At 73.9% G+C, this 20,071-nt stretch carries 18 protein-coding genes; 10 read left to right on the top strand and 8 right to left on the bottom strand.

Features of this window, described 5'->3' with window-relative positions; genetic code table 11:
* Positions 1–178: 178 nt before the first annotated feature.
* The gene (locus tag AC3EQ1_RS24375; RefSeq protein ID WP_432096468.1) at positions 179–1,180 is read left to right on the top strand and encodes a hypothetical protein; all 1,002 of its coding nucleotides are present in this window, start codon (positions 179–181) and stop codon (positions 1,178–1,180) included.
* Positions 1,181–1,302: 122 nt separating this feature from the next.
* Positions 1,303–2,826 carry an amino acid permease gene (locus tag AC3EQ1_RS24370; RefSeq protein WP_432096467.1) on the top strand — a complete coding sequence of 508 codons (1,524 nt, stop codon included), beginning with the start codon at positions 1,303–1,305 and terminating at the stop codon, positions 2,824–2,826.
* Between the two features lie 257 nt (positions 2,827–3,083).
* Here the strand turns inward: AC3EQ1_RS24370 and AC3EQ1_RS24365 are convergent, their stop codons facing one another.
* Positions 3,084–4,334: an FAD-dependent monooxygenase gene (locus AC3EQ1_RS24365; protein WP_432096466.1), complete on the bottom strand. Its 1,251-nt coding sequence runs from the start codon at positions 4,332–4,334 to the stop codon at positions 3,084–3,086.
* Positions 4,335–4,447: 113 nt separating this feature from the next.
* Here AC3EQ1_RS24365 and AC3EQ1_RS24360 point away from each other — a divergent pair, with 113 nt between their 5' ends.
* Positions 4,448–5,164 carry a TetR/AcrR family transcriptional regulator gene (locus AC3EQ1_RS24360; protein ID WP_432096465.1) on the top strand — a complete coding sequence of 239 codons (717 nt, stop codon included), beginning with the start codon at positions 4,448–4,450 and terminating at the stop codon, positions 5,162–5,164.
* Between the two features lie 12 nt (positions 5,165–5,176).
* Here AC3EQ1_RS24360 and AC3EQ1_RS24355 read toward each other — a convergent pair whose 3' ends face one another.
* A complete protein-coding gene (locus AC3EQ1_RS24355; RefSeq protein WP_432096464.1) occupies positions 5,177–6,103 on the bottom strand; it encodes a LysR family transcriptional regulator in 927 nt (308 codons plus the stop codon).
* A 98-nt stretch (positions 6,104–6,201) separates the two neighbouring features.
* Here AC3EQ1_RS24355 and tdh point away from each other — a divergent pair, with 98 nt between their 5' ends.
* Both tdh and AC3EQ1_RS24345 read left to right on the top strand, forming a co-directional pair.
* Positions 6,202–7,242: an L-threonine 3-dehydrogenase gene (tdh, locus tag AC3EQ1_RS24350; RefSeq protein ID WP_432096463.1), complete on the top strand. Its 1,041-nt coding sequence runs from the start codon at positions 6,202–6,204 to the stop codon at positions 7,240–7,242.
* A gap of 37 nt (positions 7,243–7,279) precedes the next feature.
* A complete protein-coding gene (locus AC3EQ1_RS24345) occupies positions 7,280–8,461 on the top strand; it encodes a glycine C-acetyltransferase (RefSeq protein ID WP_432096462.1) in 1,182 nt (393 codons plus the stop codon).
* A 193-nt stretch (positions 8,462–8,654) separates the two neighbouring features.
* Here the strand turns inward: AC3EQ1_RS24345 and AC3EQ1_RS24340 are convergent, their stop codons facing one another.
* Positions 8,655–9,446 carry an alpha/beta hydrolase gene (locus AC3EQ1_RS24340; RefSeq protein ID WP_432096461.1) on the bottom strand — a complete coding sequence of 264 codons (792 nt, stop codon included), beginning with the start codon at positions 9,444–9,446 and terminating at the stop codon, positions 8,655–8,657.
* Positions 9,447–9,904: 458 nt separating this feature from the next.
* On the opposite strand from AC3EQ1_RS24340, the gene AC3EQ1_RS24335 reads away from it, so the two are divergent.
* Positions 9,905–10,840 carry a trypsin-like serine peptidase gene (locus tag AC3EQ1_RS24335; protein ID WP_432096500.1) on the top strand — a complete coding sequence of 312 codons (936 nt, stop codon included), beginning with the start codon at positions 9,905–9,907 and terminating at the stop codon, positions 10,838–10,840.
* Between the two features lie 84 nt (positions 10,841–10,924).
* On the opposite strand, the gene AC3EQ1_RS24330 is transcribed toward AC3EQ1_RS24335, so the two are convergent.
* From AC3EQ1_RS24330 to AC3EQ1_RS24310, 5 genes are all read right to left on the bottom strand, one after another.
* Positions 10,925–12,175 carry an anhydro-N-acetylmuramic acid kinase gene (locus tag AC3EQ1_RS24330; RefSeq protein ID WP_432096460.1) on the bottom strand — a complete coding sequence of 417 codons (1,251 nt, stop codon included), beginning with the start codon at positions 12,173–12,175 and terminating at the stop codon, positions 10,925–10,927.
* A complete protein-coding gene (locus AC3EQ1_RS24325) occupies positions 12,172–13,551 on the bottom strand; it encodes an MFS transporter (RefSeq protein ID WP_432096459.1) in 1,380 nt (459 codons plus the stop codon). Before AC3EQ1_RS24325 ends, AC3EQ1_RS24330 begins: the two co-directional genes overlap by 4 nt.
* A gap of 234 nt (positions 13,552–13,785) precedes the next feature.
* Entirely contained in the window at positions 13,786–14,805 is a 1,020-nt protein-coding gene (locus tag AC3EQ1_RS24320; RefSeq protein WP_432096458.1) for an NAD(P)/FAD-dependent oxidoreductase, read from the bottom strand.
* Positions 14,802–15,374, bottom strand: a complete 573-nt coding sequence (locus tag AC3EQ1_RS24315; protein WP_432096457.1) for an isoprenylcysteine carboxyl methyltransferase family protein — start codon at positions 15,372–15,374, stop codon at positions 14,802–14,804. The genes AC3EQ1_RS24320 and AC3EQ1_RS24315 overlap by 4 nt, the downstream gene beginning before the upstream one ends.
* Before the next feature lie 13 nt (positions 15,375–15,387).
* Positions 15,388–16,443, bottom strand: a complete 1,056-nt coding sequence (locus tag AC3EQ1_RS24310; protein ID WP_432096456.1) for a type III polyketide synthase — start codon at positions 16,441–16,443, stop codon at positions 15,388–15,390.
* 162 nt (positions 16,444–16,605) lie between these two features.
* On the opposite strand from AC3EQ1_RS24310, the gene AC3EQ1_RS24305 reads away from it, so the two are divergent.
* The 4 genes from AC3EQ1_RS24305 (at position 16,606) to AC3EQ1_RS24290 (ending at position 20,053) form a co-directional block, all read left to right on the top strand.
* Complete coding sequence (locus tag AC3EQ1_RS24305; RefSeq protein WP_432096455.1) at positions 16,606–17,466, top strand: UbiA family prenyltransferase; 861 nt, start codon at positions 16,606–16,608, stop codon at positions 17,464–17,466.
* A gap of 210 nt (positions 17,467–17,676) precedes the next feature.
* Positions 17,677–17,916, top strand: a complete 240-nt coding sequence (locus AC3EQ1_RS24300; RefSeq protein ID WP_432096454.1) for a DUF6296 family protein — start codon at positions 17,677–17,679, stop codon at positions 17,914–17,916.
* A 419-nt stretch (positions 17,917–18,335) separates the two neighbouring features.
* A complete protein-coding gene (locus AC3EQ1_RS24295; RefSeq protein ID WP_432096453.1) occupies positions 18,336–19,292 on the top strand; it encodes an ABC transporter ATP-binding protein in 957 nt (318 codons plus the stop codon).
* Positions 19,289–20,053 (top strand): ABC transporter permease, encoded by a 765-nt coding sequence (locus AC3EQ1_RS24290; protein ID WP_432096452.1) that lies wholly within the window; start codon positions 19,289–19,291, stop codon positions 20,051–20,053. The genes AC3EQ1_RS24295 and AC3EQ1_RS24290 overlap by 4 nt, the downstream gene beginning before the upstream one ends.
* Positions 20,054–20,071: the final 18 nt, after the last annotated feature.

The following is a 20,071-nucleotide window of genomic DNA, read 5'->3' as shown; positions in this document are numbered from 1 at the left end:
AGCGGCACCGTCCTCCGGCCCGCCGGGGACCGCGGCCGACAGACCTCCGCCGCGCCCCGGGGCGGGGCGCTCCCGGCCCCTGAGCGCCGGGCGCCGCTCGGCGGCGCGCGTCTGCGGCGGTGGACACCGGTGCTGAGCCCGCGCAGCGCAGCGGCCCGTACGGGGAGGGCGCAGGCGGATGCCCGAGGGTGAGTTCCGTCCGGTGTACCACCCGGCCGGCCACGACACCGCGCTCCGGGTCGCCATGGACGACCTCCGCGCCGGGCGCTGGCTGTCGATGCGGAATCTGCTGGCCGACACGCCCACCTGGGCCCTGTGGACGCAGCGGACCCAGATCCTGGCTGCCGGAGCCGCCGGGTCCGATGTGGTGCAGGCGTGGCGGTCGGAGGAACCGCGCAGCGTCGCCGCGGCGGTGATGCGGACCCGGGTGGCGGTGGAACGGACGCTCCGCGCCCACCGGGAGGGCCATCCGCGCACCGGCGAGCTGTGGCGGGAGGCCTGGGAGAGCTGCCGGGTGACCGCGCACACCGCGCCGGAGGACCCGGTGCCCTGGGTGTGCCTGCTGGCCCTGGCGCGGCTCGATCCGGAGCAGCAGTCGCCGGAGCACCGCGTTCCGCCGCCGGGCCCGATGCTCTTCCCGGGCCCCTGGGGGCTGTTGGCGGAGGCCGCCCGGCGCGACCCGGGCAACCGCGAGGCCCACCACCGGATGCTGCAGTTCTACTGCGTGCGGCAGGCGCACCGTTCGCTGGCGGAGGCGGTCGCGTTCGCCCAGTGGGCGGCCTCCTCCGCTTCCGAGGGATCGCCGTTGCTGGCGCTGCCGCTGTACGTCCGGGTCGAGCGCTACCGGATGGAACAGGGCCACGAGAAGGCGCTCGATCTCCACTGGGTGGCGGAGGACGCCACCCGGGACGCCCGCCGGGCCCTGCACGGCTGGTTCGACCGGACCGCACCGGAGGCCTGCTCGCTGCTGGATCTCAACCACCTCGCGCACGCCCTGTGGGGCGCCCTGCAATTCGGTGACGCGGCACGGGTGTTCCAGGCGCTGGGTCCCTACTGCACCGCCCTGCCCTGGGCGTACCGCACTCCGGAGCCGGGCGGCACCGAGCCCGCCCAGGAGGTGTTCCTGCGGGCCCGTGCCCGCTGCCTCGCCGCCGGTGAGATCCCGGATCCGCACCGATGAACCGCCGCGCCGCCCCCGACGGGCCCGACCGACGGGCCGCGGACTCCCGGACAGCCCCGCGCCCCGTCCGGGCCCACCGGCCCCCTTCCCACCGATTACCACCGACCCACGGAGGTGCACCGATGCCGCGCACGGCATGGTCAGACACGGACCAGGCCCCGCAGCGGGACGAGGAACAACGGCTGCGGGAACTCGGCTACCAGCCGGTTCTCGCCCGCCGCATGGGAAGCTTCGGCAACTTCGCCATCAGCTTCTCCGTCATCTCGATCCTGTCCGGCTGCATGACGCTCTACGGCTTCGGGCTGAACACCGGCGGCCCGGCGGTGATGCTGTGGGGCTGGGCGGGCGTCGGGGTGTTCGTCCTGTTCGTGGGCCTGGCGCTGGCCGAGGTGACCAGCGCGTACCCGACGTCCGGCGCCCTCTACTACATGGCGGACCGGCTCGGCGGCCGCACCTGGGGCTGGTACACCGGCTGGCTCAACCTGCTCGGGCTGCTGGGCGCGATCGCCGCCATCGACTACGGCGCGGCGCTGTTCACCGGCGCACTGCTGAACCTCCAGTGGGGCTTCGATCCCACCCCGGGGTCGACCATGGTCGTCTTCATCTGCATCCTGCTGCTGCACGCCGTGCTGAACCTCTTCGGGGTGCGGCTGGTCAGCGTGCTGAACTCGATCAGCGTGTGGTGGCACCTGGCCGGTGTCGCCGTGATCGTCGGCGCGCTGGTGATCGTGCCGTCGCACCACCGGTCGCCGGAGTTCGTGTTCACGGAGTTCGTCAACGACACGGGCTGGTCCAACCCGGTCTACGTCGCGGCGATCGGGCTGCTCCTGGCGCAGTACACCTTCTCCGGCTACGACGCGTCGGCGCACCTGTCGGAGGAGACGTCCAACGCGTCGGTCTCCGCCGCCCGCGGCATCGTGCGCGCCATCTGGGTGTCGTGGATCGCCGGGTTCGTGCTGCTGGCCGGGCTGACGTTCGCCATTCAGGACTACGCCGGGACGCAGAACAGCGAGACCGGCGTGCCGCCCGCGCAGATCCTGCTCGACGCCCTCGGCACCGGCGGCGCCACCGCCCTGCTGCTGCTCGTCATCGTGGCGCAGCTGTTCTGCGGCAACGCGGAGGTGGCGGCGGCCAGCCGGATGGTGTTCGCCTTCAGCCGGGACAACGCGCTGCCGGGCTCGGCCCTCTGGCGGCGGGTCAGCGCACGTACCCAGACCCCGGTCCTCGCGGTGTGGCTGTCGGTCTCGGTGGCCTGCCTGCTCGCCCTGCCGTCGCTGTACTCGGCCACCGCCTACGGCGCGGTGACGGCGATCAACGTCATCGGCATCACCCCGGCCTATGCGATCCCCATCTTCCTGAAGCTGCGCGCCGGGGACCGGTTCGTGCCGGGGCCCTGGCACCTGGGCCGGTGGAGCAGGCCGGTCGGGTGGGTGGCCGTGGTGTGGGTGGCGTTCGTGACGGTGCTGTTCTGTCTGCCGCAGTCCGCGCCGGTGACGGTCGCGTCGATGAACTACGCCTCGATCGCGCTGGCCGTGGTGCTGGTGCTCGCCACCGTGTGGTGGTTCCTGGCACGCCGCTCGTACGGCACCCCGGCCGCCTACGGAACCAGCCGCGAGCAGGCGGAGATCGCGGAGGGCATTGTGTGAGCCGTTCTGCGGCGGAGACGGGGCCGGTGCGTCGCCGGCGCCCCTCTCCCCCGTCTCCGCTGCCGGATCCCGGACTTGCTCCGTCACGCCGTCGGTGGGTTGCCGGCGGCCGGGCCGCTCGCGGTGGCTCCGTCGGCGGGGAAGTCCTCGCGGCCGGGCGGGGCTCCGGGCTCGGTCCGGGCCCCGCGCTCGGGCAGGGATCCGTGACCGGGCGGGGATCCGTGACCGGGCAGGGCTCGGCAGTCGTTCCGCGCTCGTCAGTCGTTCAGGGTTCCGTAGCCGTTCAAGGCTCCGTGGTCGGGCAGGGCTCCGTAGTCGTTCAGCGTTCCGTAGTCGGGCAGCACTCCGTAGTCGGGCAGGTCGACGGAGCTGACCCGCTGTCCCTGCCGCAGCATCCAGTTCAGGACGGGGCGCCGACTCAGCAAAGCGTTGCGCAGCCGGATGCCGGTCGCGGTCCGGGGCGCGAGGAAGGGGCCGGCCCGGTCGCCGCCCTCCTGACAGCGCCGGGCGTAGTCGCGCAGCCGGTTCTCGTACCGGGTGAAGGCCGTGCGGTGGTCGCCGCCGGCCGACGCGAGTTCACCGGCCAGCACATGGGCGGCCACCACGGCGGTCCCGGTGCCCATGCCGCCGAGGGTGGCGCCGCAGGCCGCGTCCCCGACGAGACAGATCCGCCCGGTGGACCAGGCGTCCATGTCCACCCGGCTGATCGAGTCGAAGTACAGCTCGGGCGCCTCCCGCAGCGCGGCCAGGAGCCGCGGCACCTCCCACCCCAGACCCATGAACGCCTCGGCGATCAGGGCTTTCTGCTGCTCCGGGTCGTGCCGGTGCTCGGCGAGCCGGGGTGCGGCGAAGACGACGAAGGCGCCGGCCCGCCCCGGCTCCCGGTGGTGGCCGCCGGCACTGGCGAGCCGGCCCGGCACGTTGAGGCCGACCGACCCCGGGCCGGGGTGCGGCCAGTCGGGCACCGGCCAGGTGGCGGCGTGGTAGCCGAGGTGCCGGACGTACCGCTCCTCGGGCCCGAAGGCGAGCCGCCGCACCCGGGAGTGCAGCCCGTCCGCCCCGATGACCAGGTCGAACCGGCGCGGCGCGGCGTGCCGGAAGCGGACGTCCACCCCGTCCGCGGTCTCGGTGAGGCCGGTGATCGTGTCACCGAAGAGGTACGTGGTGGACGGCAGGCTGTGCTCGTGGAGCACCCGGGACAGGTCGCCGCGGAGCACTTCGAGGTCGCCTCCGGCGAACTCGGCCGGGAGGTGCAGCCGTTGCCGGCCGCGCTCGTCGACGAAGCGCAGCGGGCTGCCGCCGGTCCGGATGCGGCGCAGCGCGGGCAGCACTCCCATGCGTTCCAGCACGGTGAGCTGGGTCGCGCCGCGGAAGTCGACGGCCTGCCCGCCGCCGCGCAGCGCGGGCGCCACCTCGACCACCGTGGGCCGGAATCCGTACCGGCCCAGCCAGTGGGCCAGCGCCGGACCGGCGATGCCCGCGCCGGAGATCAGAACGGTCCCCCTCATGCAACCACTCCCCCATAACTGTGTCCCGAGGACACTGATTCTTGTTGTGTACGGTAGACACAGTTTCTGGGCGAGGCAACACCGACGACAGGACTCCGGGACGGGAGCGGCGGATGAACGACGACCTGAGCGACGGCGTACGACTGCTCTGGGGGCCCCGCCCGAAGCCCTCACGGGGCCCGAAACCGGCCCTCAGCCTGGACCGCATCGCCCGCGCCGGAGTGGAACTCGCGGACCGGGAGGGGCTGTCCGCGGTCTCGATGCAACGGGTCGCCGGGCTGCTCGACTTCACCAAGATGTCGCTCTACCGGTACGTGCCGGGCAAGGCGGAGCTGATCGCTCTGATGGTGGAGAGCGCGATCGGCACGGCACCGCCACCGGACCGCCCGGACAGCGGCTGGCGGGAACGTCTCGGCGACTGGGCCCACGGACTGGCCGCCGTCTTCCGGGAGCACCCCTGGCTGCTGGACGCCACCGTCGGCCCGCGGGTCATGGGCCCCGGGGAACTGACCTGGATGGAACGGGCGATCGCCGCGCTGGACGGCACCGGTCTCACCGGCGCCGAACGGATGGACGCGGTCGTGCTGCTCTCCGGTCATGTCCGCGGTATCGCCCAGCAGGCGCGCGCCGCGGGGCCCGACGGGGCCCCGGAGGCCCGGCTCGCCACCCTGCTCGGCGCGTTGATGCGGAATCACGGCGCGGACTACCCGGCCCTCACCGCCGCACTGACCTCGGTGTCCGGGCCCGGGGAGCGCGACCAGGCGCTGGAGTTCGGGCTCGGGCGCATCCTGGACGGCCTGGGGGCCCTGATCGCCGAACGCTCGGGGTGACCGCCCGTCGGATCAGCGACCCTCGTCGCCCCGGAAGCCGGCCTCGGCCTGGGTCCGCAGCTCCGCCAGGGCGAGTTCCAGCAGCGGGTGGGTCTCGCTGCCCCGGCGGACGGCCGTGAACACCCGGCGTATCGGCGGGCGCCCGCCGACCGGGCGGACCACCGCGCCGTAGCGGTCGATGCCGCGCAGCGCGGACCGGGGCACCAGGGCGACCCCCGACCCCACCGCGACCAGCGCGCACACGGCGCGGAAGTCGTCGGACACGCACTCCACGCGGGGGGTGAAACCCGCCTCCTCGCAGGCGTGCAGCACCACGTCGTGGACCGGGTTGCCCGGCCACGGAGTGATCCACGGGTCGCCGGAGAGCGCGGCGAGCCCGATCTCCGAGGCGCGCCCCGCGGGGTGGCCGGGCGGCAGCACGACGTCGAAGGGCTCGGCGTAGAGCGGCTGGCGCAGGACCTGGTCCTCGCCGGGAGCGAGGGTGTCCCGGTGCTGCACGGCCACCGCGACATCCGCCTCGCCGTCCACGAGCAGCCGCAGGCTGGCGTGTCCCTCGGCGTCCCGCACTCGGATGTGCACCCCGGGCGCCCGGTCCCGCAGGGCGGCCACCGCCGGAGTCACCACCTCGGTGATCGCGGTGGCGAACGCCGCGACCGTCACCTCCCCGGCGACCCCCTCGGACACCGCGGCCAGATCGGCTTCGGCCCGCTCCAGCTGTTCGGCGATCCGCCCCGCGTGGGCCGCGAGAATCGTGCCGGTCGCTGTCAGACCGACGGCCCGCCCGCGCCGCTCCAGCAGGCTGTGGCCGACCTCGGCCTCCAGTGCGGCGAGCTGCTGGGAGACCGCGGACGGCGACAGATAGAGGGCCTGCGCGGCCGCCGTCACGGTGCCGTGGTCGGCGAGGGCGCGCAGCACACGGAGTCTGCGGGGGTCGATCACGGGTCCATCATCCCAGAGCGCTGTGAAGGTTTCCTTCACAGGATGCCTGAGATAATAGCGATGGACTTCACAGAGCCGGGTCAGCAGAGTAAGCACTTGTGAAAGCACTGATGAAGACGACAGCCGGACCCGGCCTGGCACTCACCGACGTGCCCACTCCCGAGGTGGGTCCGGAGGACGTACTGATCAAGGTGCTCCGGACCGGGATCTGCGGCACGGACCTGCACATCGACACCTGGGACGACTGGGCGGCGCGCACCGTGAGCGCTCCCCGGGTGCTCGGCCACGAATTCGTCGGCGAGGTGGTGCGCACCGGCTCCGCCGTCAAGGACGTGAAGCCCGGCGACACCGTCAGCGGCGAAGGCCACCTGGTGTGCGGCAAGTGCCGCAACTGCATGGGCGGCCGGCGGCACCTGTGCATCCGCACCATCGGCCTGGGCGTGCACACCGACGGCGCCTTCGCCGAGTACGTGAAGCTCCCCGAGTCCAACGTCTGGGTGCACCGGCACGAGGTGGACCCGGACATCGCCGCGATCTTCGACCCGTTCGGCAACGCGGTCCACACCGCCCTGTCGTTCCCCGTGCTCAACGAGGACGTGCTGATCACCGGCGCCGGTCCCATCGGGATGATGGCCGCCGCGGTCGCCCGGCACGCCGGGGCCCGCAATGTGGTGATCACCGACGTCAGCGACCACCGGCTGGACCTGGTCCGCAAGCTGTGTCCGGTCACGACGGTCAACGTGGGCGCCACGCGCATCACCGACGTCATGCCCGAGCTCGGCATGAGCGAGGGCTTCGACATCGGCATGGAGATGTCGGGCCGGGCCGACGCCCTCGGCGACATGGTCGCCGCGATGAGCCCGGGCGGCCGCATCGCCGTGCTGGGGCTGCCCGCCGAGCAGGTGTCGCTCGACATGGCGACCGTCGTCACCCGCATGCTGACCCTGCGCGGCATCTACGGCCGCGAGATGTACGAGACCTGGTACGCCATGTCCGTCATGCTGCAGAGCGGCCTGGACCTGTCGCCGCTCATCACCCACCGGTTCGGCTTCGAGCAGCACGCGGAGGCCTTCGCGACGGCGCGCTCCGGCCAGTGCGGCAAGGTCGTCATCGACTGGACGCGCCCCGTCCTCCCCTGACTCCGGCAGCCATCCACCACGCAACCGAGGAGCCCCCGTGTTCGACAGCATGCGCGACAGTCTGCGCGCCGAGCTGGACCAGATCCGCGAGGCCGGGCTGTACAAGCCCGAGCGCGTCATCTCCAGCCCGCAGACGGCGAGCATCACCGTCGGCGACGGCACGGTCGTCAACTTCTGTTCCAACAACTACCTCGACCTCGCCGACCACCCCGAGGTGATCGCCGCCGCGAAGCAGGCGCTCGACGACTGGGGCTTCGGCATGGCGTCGGTCCGCTTCATCTGCGGCACGCAGGAGCCGCACAAGGAACTCGAGGCCCGGATCTCGCAGTTCCTCGGCATGGAGGACACGATCCTCTACAGCTCCTGCTTCGACGCCAACGGCGGAGTGTTCGAGACGCTGCTCGCGGCGCAGGACTGCGTCATCTCCGACGAGCTGAACCACGCGAGCATCATCGACGGGATCCGGCTCTCCAAGGCCGCCCGGTTCCGCTACCGCAACCGCGACATGGCCGACCTGGAGCGCTGTCTCAAGGAGGCCGGTGACGCCCGGCACAAGCTGATCGTCACCGACGGCGTGTTCTCCATGGACGGGTACATCGCCCCGCTGGACGAGATCTGCGACCTCGCCGACCGCTACGACGCCCTGGTCATGGTGGACGATTCGCACGCCGTCGGCTTCACCGGCGAGGGCGGGCGCGGCACCCCGGCGCTCTTCGGCGTCACCGACCGGGTGGACATCATCACCGGCACCCTCGGCAAGGCGCTCGGCGGCGCCAGCGGCGGCTATGTCGCCGCGCGGGCCGAGATCGTGGAACTGCTGCGGCAGCGCTCCCGCCCGTACCTGTTCTCCAACTCGCTGGCCCCGTCCATCGTCGGCGCCTCGCTGAAGGTACTCGACCTGCTGGCGGCCTCCGACGACCGCCGGGCCCGGCTGAAGGAGAACACCGAGCTGTTCCGCAGCGAGATGTCGGCCGCGGGCTTCGACATCCTGCCCGGCGAGCACCCCATCACCCCGGTCATGGTCGGCGATGCCGCGCTGGCCGGCCGTATGGCGGCGGCCCTGCTGGAGCGGGGGATCTATGTGATCGCCTTCTCCTACCCGGTGGTTCCGCAGGGCAAGGCGCGCATCCGGGTTCAGCTGTCGGCCGCGCACTCGACCGAGGACGTCCGGCGCGCGGTCGCGGCCTTCCGCGAGGTCCGCGACGAGCTCACCGCCTGAGGACGGCGACGACGACGGGGCGTTCCGGGACGTGAAGTGCCGGAACGCCCCGCCGTCGGACGGGTGTTGTGCGGCAGCACCGACGCGGCGTGCGTGAACGGCCCGAGGTCGGCACCGGCGCGGCCTGCGTGACGACTGGAGGGCGGCACCGGCTCGGCGCGTGACGGCCGGAGGGCGCGGTCCGGGACGCCCGTCAGCCCGGTGGCGCGGACCGTCGGCCGGGCGGCGCCGCCCGGACCCCGTCCGCGTCACCGCTCACCGGGTCCTCCCGCGACGCCAGGACCGCGTCGACGAAACGACGCCGGTGCCCGGCGTGGTCCCGGAACCACAGCGCCAGTTGGTGGTCGGCGTCGGGGAACGTCAGGTGGGTGAAGCACGACCGGGCGGCCAGCGCCTCGGCGACGGCCCCGGTCACGGCCGGCGGGATCACCGCGTCGACGGCCGGCACGGCCAGCACCGCTCGGGCCGGGAACGTGCGGAAGGTGTCGAGGGCGGTGGAGTCACGCCAGCTGTCCGGTGTCCGGATGATGTCGGTGAAGCCCGCGTCGAACCGCACGGACCAGGCCCGCCTCGCGTACACGGCAGGCGCACAGAGGCCGATGGCGGTCACCCGGCGGCCGTAGTGCCGCGCCAGGTCGGCGACGGTCTGGCCGCTCATGCTGAAGCCGATCAGCACCAGGTCGTGGCCGGCGGGCACCTGGCGGCCGATCACCGTCTCCGCCTGGGTGAAGCGGCGTCGCAGACTCAGCTCCGGCAGGGTGCCCGAACTGCTCCCGTGTCCCGAGAAGTCGAAGGCGAGTGCACGGTGCCCGCGGGCCGAGAAGTCGGCCATCAGACCGGTGAGGCGCGCCTTGTCGCTCGTCCCCGCGCCGTGCAGGAGCACCACCGCGGACGGGGACTCGGGGCCGGACGGCCGGCTCTCCACGCCGTCGAGGAGCTCGCCGTCACCGGCGCAGGAGAAGCTGCGGAACATCGCGTCGGTCATGGCATCCCGTCCGGTGGGTTCTCCGGGAACGGTTCCGCCGCCCCCGGTTGTCGGTCACCTGAGCCGTGTCCGGAAGGTCCCGGACCGCTGTCGCGTTCCCGAGACCCTACGAACCGGCCACCAACCTAAGGGAATCGGGGGACCGCGCCGGAGCCGGGGGCGACATCCGGCCAGCTGTTTGACAAGCCACTGACAACTCTGCGGTCCCGTGGCACTCTGCCCCCACGCACCACGCACCGGCACGCGAGATCAGCGCCACGCATCCGCACCATGCGTCCCCACCCACCTCGGTGCCCCGCACCGGTCCCGCCGATCAGCACGGCGCATCCGCACCGCTCATCTGCCCGGCCCGCGCACCCATGCGGTCCGGCCCCCACAGTGCCCGCGCGACATCCCGCGCGGGATCGGCAGAAGGAGTACGCGTGAGACGTCCCCTCCGTATCTCCGCCGGCATCCTGATGGCCGTCGGCGCCCTGTGCACCACAGGACTGCAGTCCGCCACCGCCACCACAGCCGTCGGCTCCACCGCCCGCACCGCCGCGGCCTCCGCCACCGCGCAGGAGAAGGTCCGCGCCTTCTGGACCCCCGAGCGGATGCGGAACGCCCGGCCGCTCGACCTGCTCAGCGTCCGTCCCGGCGACGTCAAGGCACCCGGGAGCCACGGCCGGACGACAACCGTCGCCCCCACCCTCCGCACCCACGGCACCCAGGCGTTCCCGCAGGCCGGGGGGTCGTGGACGGGCAGCGGCGCCGTGGTCAAGACGTCGGGGCGGGTGTTCTTCACCTTCCAGGGGCGCACCGCCTCCTGCTCCGGCAACGCCGTCACCAGCAAGAACGCCGGCACGATCATCACGGCCGGACACTGCGTCAAGTACCAGGGCAGCTGGCACACCAACTGGGTGTTCGTGCCCGGCTATCACGACGGTCAGACACCGCACGGCACCTGGACCGCGACCAAGATCATGTCCACGCCGCAGTGGGTGGCCAGTGAGGACATCAACTACGACGTCGGCGCGGCGGTGGTCGGGCCGCTGGACGGCAAGAAGCTCACGGATGTGGTCGGCGCCCAGGGCCTCCAGTTCAACGGCGGCTACAACAAGGCCATGTACTCCTTCGGCTTCCCGGCCGCCGCGCCGTACGACGGCAGCAAGCTCACCTACTGCGCCGGGAACACCTCCAAGGACTTCCTCTTCTCCAAGGACCACGGCATGGGCTGCAACATGACCGGCGGTTCGAGCGGCGGTCCGTGGTTCACCTCGTTCAACGAGTCCGCGGGCACCGGACTGCAGGCCTCGGTGAACAGCTTCGGCTACACCTTCCTGCCGAACCGGATGTTCGGCCCGTACTTCGGTGACGAGGCCAAGACCCTCTACGAGCAGGCGCAGACCACCTGAGCCGCCGGTCCGGGGCAGGGTGACGGGTGGCGGTGGCACACCGGCCCGCCCGTCAGCCGGCTCCGGCCCCGCCTCTGGCCGGCCTCAGCCGGCAGACCCGCCGCCGCCCGGCCCGGGCGGCGGAGGAGCGGATCCGTCGCCCGGAGCCCCGGTGATGCGCAGCCGGACCGGCGCCGCCGCCCGGGGCACCGGCAGGGTGAGCGGGCGGCGGCCGGGGGTGATCGAGCCCAGGACGGCGGCGTGGCGGGCACCGGTGCAGGACGGCACCGTGCCCGCCAGGCCGTGGACCGTCAGCACACCGAGCACCGCGAAGGCATAGGCCTCCTTGGCGGCGGACGGCAGGCCCAGGTCGTCGGAGGTGCACAGCGGCACCCCGTCGAGTTCGGCGCGGATCGCGCCCAGCAGCACCGGATTGCGGGTGCCGCCGCCCGAGGCGACCACCTCGGTCGCACCGACGGCCCGGACGGCGTCGGCGACGGTCCGGGCGGTCAGCCGGGTGAGGGTGGCCAGGACGTCCTCGGGGGCGAGCGGTCCGCGGGCGGCCAGCGCCGCCCGCAGATACGGCAGATGGAAGAGTTCCCGGCCGGTGGTCTTGGGCGCCGGGCGGGCGTAGTAGGGCTCGTCGAGCAGCCGGTGCAGCAGCGCCGGGTCGGCCCGGCCCCGGGCGGCCAGTTCGCCGTCCTCGTCGAACTCGTGTCGGCCCCCGGTGAGATGGCGGACCGCGGCGTCGAGAAGGACGTTGGCGGGACCGGTGTCGAAGGCGACGGGGTCCCGGTCCGGCGGGACCACGGTGAGGTTGGCGATGCCGCCCAGGTTCAGGGCGGCCGGGACACCGGGGCGCCCGCGGAGCCACAGGGTGTCGACGATGCTCACCAGCGGCGCGCCCTGACCTCCGGCGGCCACGTCCCGGGCGCGCAGATCGGAGACCACCGGACAGCTGGTGGCCTCGGCGATCCAGGCGGACCGGCCGAGCTGGAGGGTGCCGTGCACCCGGCCGTTCTCGGCCCAGTGGTAGACGGTCTGGCCGTGGGAGACGACCAGCCCGGCCCGTCCGCCGCACAGTTCCGCGTCGGCCCGGACCGCCACGTCGGCGAACGCCCGGCCGATGAGGGTGTCGAGCCGGCACACCTCGGCGAGTGTGGTCGACGCCGGGGGCAGGGCCGCGGCCAGGGCCTCCCACAGCTCGTCGGAGTAACGGTCGCTGACCATGCCCAGCGGGGTCAGTACGAGGGTGTCGCCGTCGAAGCCCAGCTCGGCGGCAGCGGCGTCGATCGCGTCGCAGGAGGTGCCCGACATCAGCCCGATCACCGGGGCCGGGTCCGGTCCCCCGGTCATCCGGCGGTCCGGTCGTCGCGCAGGGGCCGGCGGTGGTCGTCCCCGCGGAGGGTGAGCAGCGCCGCGACGCTGACGGCGCAGGTGAGGACCACGTAGTACGCGGGGATGTCGAGGTTGCCGGTCCGCTTGATCAGTTCGGTGACCAGGAGTCCCGCGCACCCGGAGAAGACGGCGTTGGCGAGCGAGTACGCCAGGCCGAGGCCGGTGCAGCGGACCGTCACCGGGAACATCTCGGCGAGCATCGCCGGTCCCGGGCCGGCCATGAGGCCGACGACGGCCCCGGCCAGGATCACCGCGGTGCCCCTGGCCAGGGACGAACTCCCGGCGTCCTGGAGCAGGTTCAGCAGCGGGAAGGCGAGGACGACCGCCAGGGCGGCGCCGGTCGTCATCACCGCGCGCCGGCCGATCCGGTCGCTGAGCGCCCCCGCCGGGAGGATGGCCGCCGCGAAGCCGAGGTTGGCCAGGACGGTGGCGACCAGGGCCTGCCGGAAGGTGGTGTGCAGGGTGCTCTGCAGATAGCCGGGGAGGACGACGAGGAAGGTGTACCCGGCCGCGGCCCAGCCCATGGTGCGTCCGGCCCCGAGCAGGACGGCTCCGGCGAGTCGGCGGGGGTCCGGCGCGATCGCGGCGGGGGCCGCTCCGGTGTCTCGGGGCCCGGTGTCTCCGGGCCCGGTGGCGATGGCGGAGGCCGCGCGGGCCTGCTGGAAGGCGGGGGTCTCCTCCAGTCTCAGCCTCAGCAGGAGGGCGACCACGCCCAGTGGCAGAGCCAGCAGGAACGGCACCCGCCAGCCCCACGCGTGCAGGGCCGCCGGAGAGAGCACGGTCGCCGTCAGCGCCGCGGTCCCCGCCCCGGCCAGCAGCCCCAGCGCGACGGTGAACGACTGCCAGGCCCCGTACAGACCGCGCCGGCCCGGCGGGGCGAACTCCGTCAGGACCGACACCGCACCGCCGAACTCACCGCCCGCGGACAGCCCTTGCAGGACCCGCAGCAGTGTGAGCAGCCAGGGGGCGGCGGCGCCGATGGCGGCGCGGTCCGGGAGGAGGCCGATCAGGGTGGTGGCGCCGGTCATCAGCAGCAGGGCGAGCAGCAGCGCAGGGCGGCGGCCGATCCGGTCGCCCAGCCGGCCGAAGAGCACGGCCCCGAGGGGCCGGAAGAAGAAGGCCAGCGCGAAGGACGCATAGGTGGCGACGAGCCCTTCGAGGCTGCTGCCGCCGTCCGGGGTGAAGAAGGTGGCGGCGATGACGGTCGCGAAGTAGCCGTAGACGCCGAACTCGTACCACTCGATGAGGTTTCCGGCCGCACCCGCGAGCAGCGCACGGCGGGAGCGGGGCCGTCCGACGGACTCCTGGGCGGGCCCGTGCACGGAGGTGGTCATGGGGGACCCCTTCGCCGTCGCGGATGCCGTGGGGTGAAAGTTAGTTACACCACGCACCCCCCGGCCTGTCAATAACTTTCACCCGCAGGTCGGTTGGGCCGGTCCGGTGGTTCGGGGAGAGGGCCTGCGCAGACGGCTGCGGGCCTCCGTCGTCGTCCGGGACCCGGTCGACTGAGCCGAGGGGGCCGGAGGCCTGCTCGCGACGCGCACCCCGCCGGAAGTCACCCCGGCTCGTCACTGCAGCGCGTGCACGGCGGCCCCGAACAGCGCCGGCAGCCCCGCCGCCGCCGGGACGATCAGCCGCGCGGTGCCGGGCCGGCCGCCGGCGCGCACCAGCGCCCCCGTCATGAGCCGATGGCGCAGCGACAGCCGGCGCCAGGCCGCCTCGTAGTCCTGCGGGCGCCCCGCGGTCACGCAGCGCACCGCCGCGTCCGCCGAGGCCAGACCGAGAGCGATGCCCTCCCCCGTGAGCGCGTCGACGTACCCCGCCGCGTCCCCGGCCAGCAGCACCCGGCCCGCGACGCGCCCCCGGACCCGCTGGCGCATGGGTCCGGCACCGCGCACCCCCGTCGCCGGACGTGCGCCGCGCAGCGCGGCGGCGAGCCGGGGGAAGCGTGCGAGATGCGTGGCGTAGTCGCAGCGGACCGGGCTCAGGACGGCGACGCCGACCAGGTCGTCGGCGACCGGGGTCACATACGCCTCCCCCAGTGCCGACCAGTGGACCTCCACGAAGTCCGTCCAGGGGGCCACCGCGTAGTGCCGGCGCAGGCCGTAGCGGCGGGTGCCGCCCCGTGAGGGCAGGCCGAGGCCGAGCGCCCGCCGGGCCGGGGAGTGCAGGCCGTCGGCCGCGATCATCCAGCGCGCCCGATGGCCGGCCGCTTCCACCCAGCCCGGTCCCTGCCGGATCTCACGCACGGACCCCACCACGGTCCGGACGCCCAGCCCGGCCGCCCGCCCGGCCAGGGCGGAGTGCAGGACGGTGCGCCGTACGCCCCGGCCGGCGGCGCCGCGGAAGGCGGTCTCGGCCGACCGGCGGCCGTCGACATAGCGGATGCCGCGCAGTTCCCGGCCGGGCGGATCCACCCCGAGGTGCCGGAGCGATGTCACCCCGCCGGGCATGATCCCCTCGCCGCAGGCCTTGTCGACGGGGCCCGGGCGCGGCTCGATCACCACGGTCTCCAGACCCGCCAGCGCGGCGTGCGCGGCGGCGGCGAGCCCGACCGGTCCACCGCCCGCCACCAGCAGATCGATCACCCGGCCGCTCCCCCGCCGGTGTCCGCCGCCACGGCCTTCTCCGGTGCCGCCCCCGGACTGGGCACGGCCGCCGCGAGGGCCGCGTCCTCGCAGGTGATCCGGGTGGCGAGCAGGACTGCGTTGCCGGCGGTGAAGGCCGCCGCGGTGATCCAGGCCCCGTGCACCAGCGGCAGGGCGGCCCCTTCGACCGCCACCGCCACGTAGTTGGGGTGCCGCAGCCACCGGTACGGCCCTCCGGTCACCCGCGGCAGGCCCGGGACCACGATCACCCGGGTGTTCCAGCGCGGGCCCAGCGTGCGGATGCACCACCACCGCAGCGCCTGCGCCCCGGCGACCGCGGCGAGCATCGGCCAGCCGAGCGCGGGGACGAACGGGCGTCCCGCCAGCAGGACTTCGCCGAGGCAGCCCGCCAGCAGGCCGGTGTGCAGCAGCGTCATCACCGGGTAGTGGCCCCGGCCCGACTCCACCCCGCCGCGCGCCCGGCTCCAGCGGGCGTTGCGGCGGGCGACGGCGAGTTCGGCCAGCCGTTCGGCCGCCACGGCCAGGACCAGTGCCGCGTACCAGATCACGTCCGGCCCCCTTTCACCAGCGCAGCAGGACGAGTTCGGAGCAGAAGCCGGGGCCCAGCGCGAGCAGCAGCCCCGGGGTGCCGGGGGGTGGCGGCCGCTCGGCCAGGGTGTCCCGCAGCACGTGCAGGACCGAGGACGAGGAGAGGTTGCCCACCGCGGCGAGGGAGCGCCAGGTGATGTCGAGGGCGCCGTCGGGCAGTTCGAGGGTCTCGGCCATGGCCTCCAGCACCCGGGGGCCGCCCGGGTGGCACACCCACGCGGTGACGTCCCGCCGGGTGAGGCCGTGGTCGCCGAGGAAGGCGTCCACGTCGGCGGCGAGGTGCTTGCGGACGACGTCGGGGACGGTGGAGTCGAGGACCACCCGGAATCCGGTGTCCGTGACGTCCCACCCCATCACCGACTCGGTGTCCGGGTACAGATGGCCGCGGGTGGCCACCACGGTGGGGCACGGGCCCTTGGGGCGCCGGTCGGCTCCGCAGGCGACGAGGGCCGCGGCGCCGTCGCCGAACAGCCCGGCGGCCACCAGCCCGGCCGGCGAGGCGTCCTGCCGCTGGAAGGTCAGCGAGCACAGTTCCACGGACAGCAGGACGGCGACGTGGCCGGGCCAGCCGCGGAGGTAGTCGTGCAGCCGGCCGATCCCGGCGGCCCCGGCGACACAGCCGAGACCGAAGAGCGGCAGCCGCTTCACATCGGGGCGCAGCCCCAGCCGCCCCACCAGCCGGGCGTCCACGGAGGGCGCGGCGATGCCGGTCACGGAGGTGAACAGCAGCAGGTCCACCTCGCGGGGCGAGATGCGGGCGGCGTGCAGAGCGGAGTCGACCGCTTCGGCGCCGAGCTCCGTCGCGGCGGCGATGAACGCGTCGTTGACCATGCCGAAGCCGTCGAGTGCGGCGTACCGGTCGAGGGGCAGCACGGTGTGCCGGGTGCGGACGCCCGCGTTGGTGTGCAGTCGGTCGAGGACTCCCCGGTCCCCGCCGGGCAGGCAGATACGGGCCATCAGATCGGTGATGTCGCGCTGCTCATGACGGTGCGGTGCCAGAACTCCGTGTACGGCGGCGATACGGCTCATCCGGCTCCCCGGTCGGGCGGCGGTCGTCGGGACCTCATCGTGGTGCCCCCGGAGAGCCCGGGCCATGCTTGCGCACACCCATCCGGGGCAATCCATGGCAGGACGCGATGAACCACCACGACCGGCGGCGGCGGGAACGGCGGGCGGCCGTACGATCCGAGGGTGGTTTCCGACGACCCGTCAGGCGTAGCGGCCGTCCCGTCCCCCAGCGGCGCGGCGGGCGGACTGCTCCGGGCCTGCCACCCGCTGCCCACCGCGGCGGTGACGCTGCTGGCCACGGCACTGTCGGTGCGTGCGGGCCGGAGCGGCGCCGGGTGCGCGCTGGTGGCGGGAGCGGTGCTGGCGGGCCAGCTGTCCGTCGGCTGGTGCAACGACGCGGTGGACGCACACCGGGACGCCGCCGCGGGACGGTGGCGCAAGCCGGTGGTCTCCGGCGCGGTGTCCGCGGCGACGGTGCGGTCGGCGGCCGTCACCGCACTCGCGCTGTGCGTACCGCTGTCCCTGGCGTCGGGGCTCTGGGCCACGGTCGCGCATCTCACCGGGGTCGGCGCGGCCTGGGCCTACAACCTGCGACTGAAGGCCGGCGCCTGGTCGTGGCTGCCGTACGCCGTCGGCTTCGGGTGCCTGCCGGCCTTCGTCGCCCTGGGGCTGCCGGGACACCCCGGGCCGCGCTGGCAGCTGGTGGCGGCGGCGGCACTGCTCGGCGTCGGCGCCCACCTGGCGAATGTGCTGCCGGACATCGAGGACGACCTGAGGGCGGGAGTGCGGGGCTGGCCCCAGCGCCTCGGTCCGGCCGGGATCCGGCTGCTGGGACCGGTACCGGTGGCGGCCGCCTCGGCACTGCTGGTACAGGCGATGCCCGGCGGGCCCGGCCGGTACGGAGCGCTCACGGTCGCCCTCGCGGCACTGACGGCCGGGGGCGGGGCCCTGCTGGGGCGGGTGCGGCCGCGGGCGCCGTTCCTGGCGACGATCGCGGTCGCCGCCGCGGATGTGGGGCTGCTGTTCCGCGGCGTGGGCGGGTGAGCACCGTGCGTTGCATGAGCGCCCTGCGTTGACTGAGCGCCCTGCGTTCGAGTGCGGGCGCGGACCGTGGCGGGTTCGGCGAGGGAGACCGCCGACGCCCTGCGCTCGACGTCGGCCCCGCACCCGTCCAACATGACAAAGGATATGAAATGTACCGTTTTGGGTACACAGCCATGCAGTGCATGGGAGGTCGCGACAGTGGAGGGTGTCATGGGGCAGCGCGATGAGTACGAGCTGGTGTTCGTCCATCCGGGCTCCGCAACCCCGGCGGCGGAGGACGTGGTGGTCGTCCACCGCACCGAGCGGAAGGGCCCGGGCGGACACCCGGTCTACACGGACGACACCGGCATCGTGCAGGCGGAGATCAGCGACCGCGACGAAGTGCGGATCATCGCCAGCGGCGGACACCAGGCACCGTCCCCGGTGGTCCAGGTCCGCCGTCTGGTCTGAGGCGGTCCGGGCCGAGGTGGTCCGGGCCGAGGCCGTCCCGGCCGAAGTGGTCCGGGCCGGGCGTCCGGGCCGAAGCCGTCCGGGCTCCGGCCATCCGGTCCGAAGCCGTCCCGTCTCCGGCCATCCGGTCCGGAGCCGTTCACCCGGGGCTGCCGCATCCGGGTGACGCCCGGGTCGCGGACGCCCCGGGCCGGGTGACGGGGCGCAGCAGCAGCCCCGGCGCCCCGTCGGGTCACTGCGGATCACTGCGCGTCCGGCCCGTCACCACCGTCCGTCACCGCGCGGTCCGGGCCGCAGTGGGTCCAGCCGGACGCGAACCGTTCCGGCCGCCGGCCGGTCCGGGAGGTCATGACAAATGTCATCGGGATCGATGACACAGCTCATCATGATCCGTACCGGCGTCCGGCCAGGATTCCGGTATGACATCCCATGTTCACGCCATCGAGGTCAGCGGTCTGCGGAGGCGGTACGGGCCCGCGGGCGGCAAGGGCTTCGAGGCCGTCCGGGGCATCTCCTTCTCCGTCGCCGAGGGTGAACTCTTCGCCCTGCTCGGCACCAACGGTGCGGGCAAGACCTCCACCGTCGAACTCCTCGAAGGCCTGGCCGCCCCCACCGGCGGCAGCGTGCGGCTGCTGGGCCACGATCCCCACCGGGACCGTGCGCTGATCCGGCCCCGCACCGGTGTGATGCTCCAGCACGGCGGGTTCGCCGCCGATCTGACCGTAGCCGAGACCGTCCGGATGTGGGCCGGGTGCACGTCCCGCCCCCGGCCGGCCGGCGAAGCACTGGAGACGGTCGGGCTGACCCACCGTGCGGGGGTGCGCGTCAAGAACCTCTCCGGCGGCGAGAAGCGGCGCCTGGATCTGGCGCTCGCGACCCTCGGCGACCCCGAGGTGCTGTTCCTCGACGAGCCGACGACCGGCATGGACCCCGAGGGCCGCCGCGAGACCTGGGACATCCTGCAGAACCTGCGCGACCGGGGCACGACGGTCGTCCTCACCACGCACTACCTGGAGGAGGCGGAGCGGCTCGCCGACCGGCTGGCCATCATGCACGCGGGCACCATCGCCGCCTCCGGAACGGTGGCCGAGATCGTCGCCGAGCATCCCTCGACGCTCTCCTTCCGGCTGCCGCCGGGCGTCGGCGTCGGGGACCTGCCGGACCCGTCCGCCCTCGGCGCCACGGTGAGCGGCGCGGCGGACCGCGCCGTCCGGCTGTCCACCCGGGATCTGCAGCACACCACGACCGAGACCCTGATCTGGGCCCGGGACAAGGGCATCGGCCTGGCCGGGCTGAACGCCCGGTCCGCCTCGCTCGAAGAGGCGTTCCTGCACATCGCCCAGGGCACCGACGGCACGGAGGCCACCGCGTCATGAGCTCCAGCACCGCACATCTCGCCGCCCTGGGGCGCGCGGAACTGACGCTGCTGTTCCGCAACCGGACGAACCTGTTCACCGTGGTGTTCATGCCGGGCATGCTCACCCTGGCGTTCCAGCCCACGCTCAAGACGTTCGGGCAGTCGGCCGCGGCGGACGCCATGGGGCCGTCGCTGATGGCGATGTCGTTCGGGATCGTCCTGGTCATGGCGCTGTACAGCGCGCTGCCGGGCGTCTACGCGGCCCGCCGGGAGGAGCTGTTCCTCAAGCGGATGCGGACCGGCGAGGTGTCGGACCTGGTGATCCTCGCCGGCTCCGCCCTGCCCATGGTCCTGATGGCGCTCGCCCAGTGCGCGGCCCTGGCCGTCGGCATCTCGGTCGTCGCCGACGTACCGGCTCCCGAAGCGCCCCATCTCGCCGTTCTGGGCGTGCTGCTGGGCGTGGTGATGATGGCGGCGCTGGCCGCCCTCACCTCCACCCTGGCGCGGACGGCCGAGAGCGCGCAGGTCGTCGTCCTGCCGGGCATGATCGTGCTGCTGGCGGGCTCCGGGCTGTTCCTGCCGCTGGACGCGCTGCCCGGCGCGCTGGAGGAGATCTGCCGCTTCCTGCCGCTGACGCCGGTGGCCGATCTGATCCGTGCGGGCTGGTCCGGCGAGGCCACCGGGGCGGGAACCGCACGGCAGGCGCTGACCGCTCTGGTCTGGACCGGGGCCGGGCTGCTGGCCGTCCGGCGCTGGTTCCGCTGGGAGCCCCGCGTCTGAGGGGGCGCGAGTCCGGGG

Source organism: Streptomyces sp. bgisy100 (assembly GCF_057709105.1).
The sequence above is the reverse complement of the archived record's forward strand: the minus strand, read 5'-3'. Positions and strand labels throughout refer to the sequence as shown.